The following is a 14,667-nucleotide window of genomic DNA, read 5'->3' on the forward strand; positions in this document are numbered from 1 at the left end:
CCTCTATAACTTACCAACAAGGTTGATAAAGACACCCTTGGCATTGTAGTCATCATCGTTGGCTAAGTTACTGTCAAAGCCAGAGAAGTTATAGCCAATACCAACTTTAAAGTTGTCAGAAAGATGTTTGCTCACTGAAACAAGTGCACCGTGCTCAAGTTCATCATTGAGCGTATCGGTTTTCCAGTGATATTCGCCCGTCACATCCCACTCTTTAATGACATGGTAGGACGCGCTTAGACCATATAGGTTGATGTTGCTTTCGACCGTTTCTACGCTCCCAGAAGCACGCTCAAAATCCTCTTTCTTATCTTTGTGCGCGTATTTAGCACCGACATCGACTTTGGCGTTTACCGAGTAGATACCTTCCACTTCGATGATATGGGACTCTTCATTGCTGTAATCGACATCACGATCGAGATTATCTTTGTCGGCAATATACGTATAGCGGCTAAGCAGATTTAATCGATCATTATAGATAGGACGATACGCTAGGCCACCTGTTACTTCGACGAAGCGCTCTAATGTTTCATCGGTCTCTTTACTGATCGATTTCGAATAGTTGAATTTGCCGAACAAGGTATATTCTTCGGTTAAGTTCTGAGTGTATCGGTTGGTCGTAACAAACTGATCCACCCTACGCTTATTGACATCGACATTTTCGTTGCCTTTATCAACACGGTACTCAATCTTATGCTTGAGGTTAACATCGTCAATATCCATATTGGCGGTGAACGTCACCGCTTTACGTTCCGTGATTTCTAGTTTGCTCGGATCGACGTCGTTTTTCTTCTCAATTTCACCCTGCTGATAACCGATACCAAAATCAATGTCGTCACTCATATCGTAACCAAAGCCAAAGGAGTCAATCTGCCCTTTGCCGTTGTTCTCATTAACAAACTGATTTTCCTGATAGAAATCGACATTGGATGTCAAATCGGCACGCTGCCCTACGACAACGTTATTTTGCCCTTCGTAGTTATCATCCGTATAAGTTACATAGGTGGTGTAATTCTCTGTGATGTCGTAACTTGCTGTTGCCTCTGTCGAATCACCGCGATCACCTGTGGTGTATTCCGCTCCCAACGAGAGATCATCAAACACTCGGAATTCAGCACCCACAGAGACACTGTCGTTATCGTCATACTGAGCCGTCTTATCTACCGTAGACTGGCCTTTAATATATACGCTGTTGTCGCTGTCCCAGATATAGTCAGCTCTTAAGCCCGCTAAGGTCCCCTTACCCTTTACGTTTTCACGATTCAGCTCGTCGACTTGTTTTGCTGCTGCCGAAACTTTAACGTGATCGGTCAGCTTTAACTGAGCTTCAAGTTCAGCCTGCTGAGTATCAGTTTGCTTAGTACCATCGAGCTCTGTCTCTTCAATCGAGGTATAGCGCGTCGCAAAGCTCAGTCGATCGGAGGCTTGTAAACGCAACTCGGTTCCGTATGACAATTGCTCCAAATCGTCACTTTGGCTGGCATAGCTGTAACCCGAATCTTTCGATTTGTACCAAGCCTTTACATCGTTCCCCACTGCACCAAAAATGTTCGGAGCAATGTCGTATAAGCTTGCAACACCTTTAACCTGTATCGAGTCACCTTTACGCTCATCAAAATCTTCACCCACTGGGGTAAAGGTTAAACCACCATCAAAAGAGACAAAGTTTGAATCCGTCTGACGGCCCTCGCTGTGTGCCCATTCCGCTTTGATGTACGTCCCTTCTGTTGCGCGTAGCGTCAGATCCGTTCCCGAAGCCTGATAGTTCTGACCATCTCGCTCTTCAGTTGCGTAGTTGACTCCAATACCAATGTAGTCGTTTACCCAGCCCTTAGCGCGACCACCGTAAGTCAATGAATCCTTAACGTCGGAGCCTCTTGGCACGTACTCATAATCGACCGCAAGATAGTTTTCAAAACCGTCTGTTGGTGTGTCATCAATCACGCTGCCAAAGCTATCTGAAATGATGTTGTTCAGAGGTCGCATCAAGATGATTCGGCCCTGATATGGGTCGATTTCATAGTCTCGGCCTGATTGAAGTGGTACTTCTCGCTCTGATATACCCGAGTCCTTATTGACGACTTTGACATAGACTTTGTCACTGCCTGGGACTAACTCACCATGACGTAGGAAGTAAAGTGACCCCCCTGTACCGAGGAATTCATCATGAGCAAAAGAGGAGTCTGCTGACGCAGCGAAGCCAACAATATTGAGTCTATCTTCGCCATACCTAGTGGTAGAACGGGTACGATAATCGCCTTTAAAACCATACAAGCTACGGTTGTAGTCATTGTTATCGGTGCCGGTCAGTCCAGTGTTGTAGTTACCCCACAATACCCGAGACTTATCGTACTCAAGATCGAAGTATACTTTACCTTTAGTGTTCACCACCTTGTGGATGTTGGCTCCATCGCCGTAATCACCATAGTAAAGTTCATCATCGTCTTCGAGAATGTCGAAGACAGACGAGTCTTCCGCAGCAAATGTATGCTTGAAGATGTCTTTGATCTGTCCATCTTTACTATCAAAGTGCGTGGTTAAACGTAACTTATCGCCGAACTTGCCCTGACTGAAGTAGGCAATACGTCCTTGGTTGTAAACATCATCCTGATATTGGTCATTGACACCCAATGCTCCGGTATCACCCGTTACGCGGTTTTTACCAATATACATATCGGCCAAACCTGCCTGTGCGTAGTAGGTATCTGGAATACGCACGTACAACTGATAGCGGCGCTCATCGCCATTGTCAAAGATGACCTTGGTTGGAAAAATATAGGCGTCAGCAGGCAAGAACTGCTCGGCGTATAGCTCTCCATCTTCAACTTCGAATTCATCTTCTCCAATCACCACTTTATCGACACCTTTAAGCCCGGTACCAATAAACTTAGCCAAACCCGAATTGGTCGGGATGTTATGCCGCATTAGCTGCGCACGACCAAAACTTCGCGCCAATTGCTCTTCGCTCTGATTACGATCGATATCCACCTCAGAATCTGGGCGTACTAGGTCAATCACGCCGATAGTCGTGATGTCCATGTTGCCGTCTTTATCCCAAGCTTTGAACCTGAATTGCAGTTGGTTGCCGATTTCGAATGCATAATCAGTGTCGGTCGAGCCATCCCAACTAATATCAATATCGTTCGCAACCTCAGTACCTTCGATGACCTTAATCGGCTGAGATAGGCTGCGGTCTTGACCACGGAAAATCTCTATTTGATAGCGTTGCATGTAGTAGCTGTAGTTTGAGCTGACGGTAAAGTTAACCTTGTCAGATAACTGTCCCTCTTTAACTTCTAGCTCATCACTCACACTTACATCGAGTACTGGTTCAAAACGGGTAATATCTCGGCTAGCCCAAATAGCACCCTCTTCGAGATAGATGCGTGAGCTGTCTTCCTGTTGATGAACTTCGACCTCAATACCCGTGGTATCTGTATCGATTTTTTCCAACTGACTGGTATCTTTTGCCACTGCCATAATGGGAATGGCTGCCATAATACTTACTGCCAAACGAGTCATTTTGAATTTATTCATAATTGTTCCGCCAATCGCGTCTGTTTGTCGTTATAGTTATTCACGATTACTCTTTGTCCTCTACCGAGACACTGAAGTTAAACTTGGTCAGTTTGTTGGGAGAGATCCGTTGTACTCTTGGGTTTTCGCTGATGACTTTCATGCCTGTCGGCAATGAATCGGTATCAACCTTCACCAAGAAGTTCTTACCTTTTTTATCTAGAACCCACTGATCTGGTACATGGTAGCGACCGTACTGATCGGTTTCTATCACAATACCTTCTACTGTGAGTAGTCTTACACCAGGGATGCCATCCTCATAGATCCCTTTGTTTTCTATGACGATTTCCCACAAGTAGTGATCACCATCTTTGTATAGGTTTCTGGTTACATCAAGATTTTCAGCAGATAACCCCTGTTGCTTATCTCCAACATGGTTCGAACTAATATTGCCCTCTCGATCAAACACTAGGCGCGTTCCAGACTCAGTAATGACGCTAAAGCTGAATCCCTCTTTGGTCTTCGTTTCAAGCTGGAAACTCACCTTGTTGCTCGATGGTAAGGTACGGTTTTTAGACATCCCATATAGCTCGTCTATCTCATAACCAGCCACTAATGCTGAATCAAACTGCTTTGACTGTTTTTTCGATTCGACCGCATGCCCATAGTTATGCTTAAATTCGCTAGCCTGATTAGCCTGCACGCCATAGACATTACCCGTATGCTCACCTCTTGTATGACTACGGTCTTTAAGATGATGCTCTTTTCCATCACGAATCATCACTGTGGTGTTGGCAATATAATCTCTGTCACTGACGCTCGCAGACAACTGTACTTCGAATGCGGTTGCATCAGCTTGGAAACCATCTTTGTTATGATCTTCAAACACTTTACCTATGATAGAAGCCGTGTCGAATACCTTATCTGGCATGACTTCAACCGTCGCGGTGGCTGTGTTTGATTTCTCTTCCAAAGCGCCCATCACCTGACCTTCAGGTGGCGCCATTGCCACCGCTGAGTTGACGTACTTGCCGAATGTTGCGCCAACAGTCACACGCAGTAGGTAACGAATACGAACTTGCTCCGTGATGGTCTTGTCAGCACCGCCATAGGCCAACATATCACCCACATTAAAGGTAAGCGTGCTCGTGACAGCTGGATCATCCGTGTTGATGACATCATCATTGGTATCAAACTGACCATCAGGACCGCTATTGGTGATCTCTGTGGAACCAGGAACATAAGCGAAGCCTGATGGGTAACGATCCACTAGCTTAACGTTCTTAAATTCTGATTCGTTGTTGTTGATGATGGTCACTTCATACTCAACAACGTCGCCGACCTGCGCATCTGTTTTCAGCGCTTCTTTGGTCACCAGTAACTCACCTTCATTGTCAGCAAACTTCTTGACGTGAATAGTGACATCATCCGATGCAGAAATGCCGGTCGCAGGGTCAGTGACAGTAAAGGTATTGGTGATGTTGTCATCCAAGCCTTTGTTCAATTCACCGGTAATCTTAATCACATAGCCATTACCCATGTAAGGCAACAGATCGAGTGAAAGCGCTCCATCGGGAAGCATCAGATCTTTATCGGTAAACTCGCCTTTCTTCTGACCACTAGGCCACTCTTCAATCGTTCCTTTCCAAGTAGTAAATAAGGCATTACCGTTCGCCCCCACCAGCTTAGTGATTTCATCCACCATTTGCGCACCAGAAATGGTCGCCGACCCTTCATTGCTCACACGAAGAATGTAAGTCAGCTCTGAATCATCATTGGTGTACTCTGCGTTCTCACCTTTATCTGTGGTTTTGTCGATTGCAAAGCTGACAGCTTGAGGAGTGATCATCGCCCTGACGGTTTCAACCGACACATTTCGTGTTGACGGCGTTGCTGATTGAGACTCGTCGATCTTATGCGTTGTGTTGATAATTTCACCCATAGCACGAGCATCTGTGGTACCCGTGATCGCGATTTCAACTGTATCACCCGGAGCAATATCACCCGAGATATCAATGTCATCATTGGCAACCAATGTGCCCACATTAATGTTAGTTCTAGGGTCGGTGCTTGTCGCAGTGATGTCCCAATCGGTAAAGGCATTAACAACTTCACGATCACCGCTGGTTACGTCCGGTTTAGTCGGAACTTTCATCCGAGAAATCGCATTTCTCAGCACGATATCGTTGGCAAAACCTTTACTGTCGTTAAATAGCGTGATGCGGAATGTCGCAGCTTGACCCGCCTTATAGATTGGGTTGTCCGCTGATTCACTGATCACGACGTTATCTGGTTCAGGGATAAGGCTTGCAACGGCAGTCGAACGCTGTGGGCGACCACTGTTGTTGATTACCATCGATGCTTTGTTATCAATCTGTCCGTTAGCAAACTCATTCACTGTGCCTTTAATCACGAGTTCAAGAGTGTCGTTTGGCGCGAGATTGACGACCGCATCCACCTGTTTATTGTCTCCGCTAGGATCTGGGGAAATCGTCGTCAGCTCGTTGCCTTTGTTGACTTCAATGTTCCAACTAGAAAACGCAGCTTCTTTTGCCCCATTCACGGTATCCACTACCATTGAATCAAGGAGATCTTTCAGTTGAATGCCAGCAACAAAGGCCTCGTTCTGGTTAGCAACAATGACACGGAAGACAGACTCTTTACCCGGTTCATAAGCCATTTCTGTCTCAGTTCCAGTTTCACCAACGTATTTTTCCAATGTCAGAGATACAGGGCGGTGCTTGATGATCGCCTCTGCATTTAACGTTGGCTGACCAGAAAAATCCACACTCACCTGGTTAATAATATCCGTCGTTGCATAACGGTTGACCGTACCATTTATCGTAAAGGTCACCGTGCTATTCGGTGCAATGTCTGCAATAGTATCGATATCAGGATTGTTGCCGCTAGGCACAGACGTCAGTGATGAAGTGACATCACTCAACTGTGTCTTAACCGTCCATGATTCAAATGCCGTGGCGTTCGAACCATCAACCAAAGTGACCAAGACATTGTTCATGATGTCTTTGATGATCACATCATTAGCGAAACCTTCTCCGCCATTGGTGATGGTTACGACAAACTGTGCACTCTGCGCGGCCTGATAGAATTCTTGGTCAGCGATTTTCGTCACCGATATATCTGCTGGCTTAGGCTTAATCGTGGCACTCGGCTCAAAATTTTTGCCAGCGTACGCCACCTTAGCTGTGTTGACGATATCACCTATCGCTTTGGCATCGACTTCGCCTTGAATCGTAAACGTAATCGTATCATCCGGCGCTAAGTCAATCGTCGCATTAATATCGCTGTTCCAAGCGTAACTGCGTTTATCCACCGATGTCATTGGATCGTTAGCGGAGTAACTGACTGTCCAGCGACTAAATGCTTGTCGGTCAACGCCATCGGCTGTCGATACCATGACCGCAGAAATCAAATCTTCCAGCACTATGTCATTGGCAAAGGCAGCATCCTTATTGACGATTTTGATTTCAAAGCCGTTAACCGTTCCCGGAGTATAAAGTGGATCGAGCGGCTCTTTTGTGACTTCAATCGTTGGAGTCAGTGGCGTACTGATCGCTTCATCTTCAAGCGTCTTACCATCGTATTCAAGCTGAACGACGTTTCGCACTTCGCCAATGATTTCAGGCTTGAGTTGCCCTTTGATCGTAATCGTCACAATGTCTTGCGGCGCAATATCAATGGTGTTGTCGATATAGTTACCCGATAGTGCTGGCAAACTGGTGTTTCCATTGGAAGAGACGGCGCTAATTTCAATCGTTGCTGGGTCAAATACTGATATCGTACTGCCGTAGATCGTTTCCGCACTGATACGATCAACTAAGTCCGTCACCTTCACATCAGTCGCCCATACTCGCTGTGTATTGGTCAACACTAGCGTATAAGTTAGGGTATCTTGCGCCTGATAAACACTCTTATCGACGGTTTTCGACACGGTCACTTCCGCATCCATCGGCAAATAAGTTGCCGTATCGTTAGCCCCGTCGACGTCATCAGCGGTGACACTCACTTGGTTATTAATGGCCCCGATCACATTGCTATTCACGGTGCCTTCAAGATGAAGCTGAATCTGAGATCCGGGTGCGAGATTGAAGTCACCACTAAACCCATCCGGCGCATCAAAAGCCGATTGGTCAATCACAATTGTTTTGCTTGCCGAAGGATCTACGATGGTGATCGAACTGGTTACACTATCCCATGAGTTAAACACTCGACCTGGCAATAAACTGTCCACGACATCCGCTCGGATACTTGACGCGATATCTTCAACATGAAGATTTTGCAGATAACCCGCGCCGGTATTCTCAACCACAATATCAAAGCCAATCGAATCACCAGGCGCATAAAGCGCTGGAGATAGCGAAGCTTGTTTCGTGACGGTCAGAGCACCTTGCTGAGGATAGATAAAATGCTGCTGTAAATCGTACTGTTTGTTGTTGACGTATAGCGTGTTACCAAACTTACCAATCGCATCGTCTCTGACTTGACCCACCACTTCGATTTTAAGCACCGTCGGCTCGGTACCGGCCGCACCTAATTTGACGACAGCATCAATATCGCCGCTGGTCTGAATGGCACTCGCATCGTTGAACGCAGCGCTGATATTCGACACAAACGTTGCGTTAGTCGTCCAAGATTTAAGTGCTGACTGCATTGAACCATCAGCGGTCAGTACCGTAAATTTCGAAATCTCATCTTGAACACGCACATCTGCATTCGAATCGGCTCGGTTGGCAACGTACATGGTATAACGCACTTCACCACCTGGCGTGTAACTTGGAGTATCCGTCGACTTAGCCGCGATAATATCGGCGTCACCTTGGCCAAGTACTATTGAGTTCGAGTCCTGACTATCAACTTTCGCAATGTTAGTGATGGTACCGGTCGCATCGGTATCAACAATACCTATCAGACCAAACACGACTTTATCGCCTGGCATTAGGTCGAAAGTGGCATCAAGAGGCTTGTTTCCTGAGTAGTTACCAGAAATAAAGAAACGATCGCTACTAGGTTGTTCAATGATGGTGGTCGAAAGTCCACTGAATGCTTTTGCACCAGTCGATGTACTAATGGCATTGAGCTTATCGATAATCGCAACATCATTGGCAATACCTTCACCACGGTTTTCGACCGTAATGGTGTAACTTACCTGACCACCTGGGTTGTATTCACAACCGCTGCCACTGTTCGATGGGAAGCTACAACTACTGCTATCCGCAGTGGTATTGGTAACCAGTTTTTCGAACACGAGATCAGGAGCCACTGGAGGTATCTCTGGTGTTACAACTTGGTGATTACCGCCCGTTGCTTGGTTTGCGTCAATGGTACCCAGTGCGTCTGGTCTGATAGTGCCCTTGATCAAGAACTGAATCTCTTCTCTCGGTGCAATATCTGCGACGATGTCGAGATCACCTGTTTTGTCATACGGAGGTAGATAGGTATCGATGTCACCATCTAAACCTGTAGAAATCGTATGCGTGATTTCAGTGTCCAACAATGCTTGGGTAACATTGCCACCGAGCACTTCTACGGTAATGTTCGACAATAGGTCACGCAGTACAGCATTGTCGCGCCACACTGGCGTCGTATTGGTGACAGTAAACTGATAAATGACTTCTTCGCCCGGTTTATATGTATCGCCGTTCGAATAGGGTCTACCACCAATAGATACAATCTCTTTGCTGACATCTAGACTTGATGTTTCTGGATTGATTTGCGACTTACCAAACCCAGCACCATTGTATTTAGGCTGAATGGTCACCGCAGTCATTGCATCATCGCGGATCTGGGATTCCATCTTAATATCAATCCAACCATTGGCTGCAATCGACAACTTAGGAATATCAATATCCACATCGGTGCCACCTACGAATGAACCAATATCGGTCGTCACTTCATCAGATTTTGCAACCGAGACAAGCCAAGTAGCTGGCTGGTAAACCACGCCCTGCTGGTTGTCTGGTTGACCTGCGGCAATTTGAGCGAGTTTTGATTTCAGCTTGCTAAACTCTTCACTCAGATTCGCGTTGTACTCAGTACCCTTACCTTTGTTTTCAAGACGCAGACGGTAAACCACTTTCTGCCCATCAACAGTATGGTTGTAGGTTCCCTTTTGCGTTGCATAACTAGAATCCGTGTAGGATTTATGCAGTTTTTCAACATTGGCTGGCAGCATATCTACCCTCTCTGACGGGAGATTATGCTTACCATCAACCTTAGCAGTATTTTGGATGGATCCGACCGCTTTATCCGACACATGCGCCTTAATCGTGTACTTAACGAAGGTGCCTGAAGGTTCAAAACTGCTCGCAGCGAGGTCAAACACCGTATCTATATTGGTGTTGTTGGCGACAGAACCCGCGTTTGACAGCGATGAACCATCAACGTCGGTATTGATCGTCCAACTCGTAAATGCTGGACCTGTTGTGCCATCGAAATATTCGGTTGAGATTCCCTGAATATCATCAAAGATGGCAATGTCTTGTAAGTGAACATTGTTTTTGTTTTTGAGCAGGATCTGATACTCGATGTAACCACCAGGTGTGTATCCACCCGAGAGCTCGGTGCTACCGTCAACATCGTATATTTTGGTCACATGCTTCTCAAAGTCATATTTCTCAGTGTCGGCTTTCGACTCAGCACTCACTGTGTCACCGTCGACCTTGAGCAAGTTGACAATATTACCTACCGCATTGGCATTAACTTTAGCACGAACAACATACTCAACCGTTTCACCAGCCGGAATTGAAGCATGCGTATTTATATCTTGGTTATTTGCAATGGTTTTATCGAGATCGACTTCAGCATGCGGATTGCCACCAACAACCTTAGGTTCTATCGTCCAACCTTCAGGAAAGGCAAGGCCTTCGCTACCATCAAGCAAACTCACTTTGATAGTCGAAAGTGTGTCGACAACTGGAATATTGTATGCTCCGCCCTTACCATCATTTTTGATCGTAAGATGGTAAGTCAGCTCAGCACCAGGTTGATAGTTTTTCTGCTCGACTGTTTTAGTAAACGCTAGATGGTAGTCGTACGGTTCAACGGTAATTCCACCAATAGTGATATCCCCAACGGCATCGTCACGTACTACGCCTTCGACGGTATAGAGGACATAATCTCCACCTGCAACGTCTATGGTTGTCGTGATGTTTTCATTGTCCTTAACCACACCATCTAGCGTGCCGTCCGTTGTGCCATCGCCACCATCGCTGTCTTCTTTTTCAACCGCGACAGAGAAGTTGTCATTAAACGGGTTAGCATTCGTTCCATCTAAAAGCAGAACGCTTACTCCCTTAATGTTTTCAGCCACACGGTGGTTATTGAAATAACCACGGTCAGAACTGACTTTTACTTTATAAGTCAGCGTATCACCTGGTGCATAAAACGCACTCTTCTTGCCATTGACCAATAGTTCACGAGTCGTTGTGCCACCACTATCCACTCGTTCCATTTCATGGTGCGACACATGCGACTCTTCCGAGACTTGTTTGTAATCACGGAAGATGTAGGCGTTGTTGGCGATGATAGGCTCTAATATCCCTGCTGAATCACGAGAACCAACCACGTTGTCTTTGACTCGAGCTTTGATCTTAACAGTGCGCGTCTCGCCGGCTGCTAGAGAAAACGAACTGCTAACACTGCCTGGAGGATAGACTAGATCTTCTGTAGTTTGACCTTGCCAACCGGCACCATCTCCATAATCAAACTCCCAGTATTCAAATGGAGATTGGTTTTCATAGTCTTCAAACTGATTGTTCTTCTTGTTGGCAAGTACCGACTTAATTTCCTTAATTGGATCAACAAGTTTCAGGTTGTCTGCCGTGTTATCACTGTTGTTCTGTAAATAGATAAAGTAGGTCACATCCTGTCCCGGCGTGAAGCGAGTCACGTCGGCAGTTTTTAGGATAGACACGTTCAGTTTTGCGTCGCCACTGTCACCAATTTCGGCGGTCGCGGATTGGTCAAGATTATTGACTGGGTCGTGGATCTCTACCGTGTTAGAAATTTCATCTTTGCTGTAGTCATTTTTGACTAAACCGCGAATTTTATAGGTAACAAAACCCATCCCCTGAACCGTTTTAGGGTCAATATCAATACGGGTATTTATGTTACCGTTGTCTGGGTAGTTCGACTTCACATCAGGATAACTACCTGTTTTAAAAGGAGAGTTATTCTTATCTGTGATGGCTTGTATTGTCCATTCCGAAAACGCATTCATACCCACGATATCATCAGTGACTCGCACTTCATTCGCGTAACCTGCACCACGGTTATAAACCGTGACATCGAACTCTACCCACTGCCCCGGAATAAACTCATTCTCTTTGGTGGTTTTTACTACGACAACATTGGGCGCTTTTGGATAAACCACAGCAGCATCTTGCATCCCTGACTGAGAGTCTGAATCTGGAGTTTCAACTACAGCACTGTTGTCTATACGCTTATAGATAATTTCGTCACCATTGCTGCGATCGATCTGAGCGGTAATGGTGTAAACAACCTCAACGTTTGGCGCAATCTGAGCGACGGTATCAAGATCTTTGTTATCTTCAAAAGTCCCGACCTTGGTGAAAGTACTATTGCCGTTTAGCAGTGGGTCATCCGAAATAATCTCTGCACTGATCGTCCAGGAAGAGAAGACTTTTTTCGAAACGTTGTCTGGTTCAAGTAGGCCAGCCTCAATCGTCGAAAGGCTATCTTTGACTTTTACATTAGTGGCATAACCATTCCCTTTCGCATTAATAACACGCAGACGATAGGTGATCTGGTTTTCCATTTTGGAATAGCTGGTTTGATCCGTATGGAAGTTCGCGTCGTTGTTTGTTTTCACTTCTTTGATCAGATTAATATTGAAATCTCGAGGATCCGAACCTCGGTCAGCATAGACGGAATCATCCACTGTCACGCTGTTTTCAATATGACCATTCGCCAATGGATTGGTCTTAGCTTCAATGGTGTAGATGATGTAACCGTGCGGCTCAATCGTTGCTTTTACATCCAGAATGTCAGGACTGCTAATACTACCACTGATGCCTGTGTCTGATGCCGTTGATGGTGAACCGTTTTCTTTATACGCTTGTGCTGTAATAGCCCAACTATCGAAAGCAGTAATCGTATTACCAAAGATGTCGACAGTTTCTAGCTTATCGATGGCATCCATAACATGCACTTGGTCTGCAAAACCATCGCCGTCATTATCAACACGAATAGTGTAAGTTAGCGTATCACCTGAAGAGTAGTAACGTGAATCAACATCTTTACTCGCACGAAGGTTATCCTCAGGCATCTGCACACCCGAACCTTCTTCTGTCACGTTATCACTACACGCAGGGTTATTATCGAGAATCAGACCCACGCTCGAATCGTTGACTTCGGCAGTAAGCTTGTAAGTCACGAACTTACCAGGTGCGACATCTGGTGACACTGTCACTGGGGAGCTAGTCCACGAGCCATAGCTATATTGGCCATGATCGGTACCTTGATTATCTTCTGCGCTGACAGGTTCCAGCTTCCAACGCTTGAAAGCCTGCCCCTGACCTGCACCAGCAGCCATATCTGTGGTAACACAAGTTAAGTCATCGACGATTTGCAAATCGTTAGCGAAATATTTTGACGAAGAATTGGAAACTTTAATCTCATATTCAACGGTATTGCCCGGGATATACTCAGACTCTTTAGTCGTTTTAACGATCTTAATTTCAGAGTCAGAAACATTGAGCGTTCGCTCTGCAGCAAATATATTGCTGATTTGGGCGTCTTGCTCAAGCGCACCATCAGCGTTGAATATCGCCGCATTAGCCCCTTTTATCTCACCGATCGCGACGGGTGAAATACTCGCTTTAAGCTGATAAGTGATGCTTTCATTTGGGTAAATAGAAACTTGGTCATCAAAATCTACATCTGATTGAGACCCGAGGTCTTTATACTTGGAAAGAGAATTGCCACCGATATCGGTCACCTCAACACTCCACTGAGCGAATGGATTACCAGATAAGTCGCTGCTATTGTGCTCAGGTTGTAAGTTGTTACCTAAACCTAAGTCAGTGATCAGTTGTTTGATATTGTGTTTAACATGATAGCCGTAAGCAATGCCTTGACCGCTGTTGCTAACTTTAACAGTAAAGACACGCTCTGAACTAACCAGATATGGCGATGCATTATTGAGTGTATGTTCAATACTAGCGATGGGCTGAGCTGGAGGGGTGATTTGTTCATCACTTTCAATATTACCCTCTTTGGTATGCGCTGTTGCTGAAGTGACAATGTCTCCAACAAGATCGTTGGCTACCGTCGTTGTAACGGTATAGGTCAGCTTGCCACCTACCACAATCTTTGCGTCTGTAACCGCCAGATCACCGCTCGTAGCAAAAGTACCAAGTTCACTACCACTACCGGTTGTTTTACCACTGATGGTGACATTACTAAACGGAGATGAAGTTGCTCCGTTGGTATGCTCGACAGCCAGTGATTCGAACGCTTGATTGATATCAAGACCTTGAACTCGATAACTGCCTGTGTTGGTCACCGTGAGGGTATAAGTCAGTGAATCACCGACGAGGTACTCATCTTTATCTGCCGAGAGAGCCAGTTCATATTGGTAAGGAACTGGGTTAAAAACACTCGCCACACTCGGTACAAACACTTCTGCGCTACCATCGCCATCAACGTCTGCTCTAACCGTGGTTTTGCCAAGTTCTATTTTACCAATCGCATCATCACTCACTTTGGCTTGGATGAGATAATCGTTGCTACCGAATGGGAATAACTTTGCATCAGATACCGACAGATTCGAATCACTGCTGGTAAACGAACCAGGGTTTGACCCCCAACTATTTGAAGCCGTAATTGTGACTGAACTAAACGCTTTACCACGGCCAGACTCGGTGTCGGTCTGTGTATCCCAGACAAGGTCTTCCACTTCTACGTCACGGAATGTTTTCGCAGTAGTATTTTTTACGGTGACATGATAATCAATCAACTGACCATTTTCGTATGTCGAACTTGCAGGTGTAACAACAACTTCTATATCTGCCGCAAAGGCTTGTATAGAAAACATTGCAAATAACACTGTGATTAAAGAATACAGTTTTGAAGGAATCTGGTTTAGCAAAACGGTTTCATCCCATTGTC

Annotated in this window: 2 protein-coding genes; both read right to left on the bottom strand. The window is 45.6% G+C overall.

Annotation, left to right across the window (positions count from 1 at the left end):
* Window positions 1-3: 3 nt before the first annotated feature.
* Window positions 4-3,537, bottom strand: a complete 3,534-nt coding sequence (locus tag QTN94_RS07115; protein ID WP_331427287.1) for a hypothetical protein — start codon at window positions 3,535-3,537, stop codon at window positions 4-6.
* Between the two features lie 46 nt (window positions 3,538-3,583).
* On the bottom strand, window positions 3,584-14,593 hold the full coding sequence (locus QTN94_RS07120; protein WP_331427288.1) for a DUF11 domain-containing protein: 11,010 nt from the start codon (window positions 14,591-14,593) through the stop codon (window positions 3,584-3,586).
* Between the last annotated feature and the right edge of the window lie 74 nt (window positions 14,594-14,667).

The organism is Vibrio sp. M250220 (assembly GCF_036533795.1).
GTDB lineage: Bacteria > Pseudomonadota > Gammaproteobacteria > Enterobacterales > Vibrionaceae > Vibrio.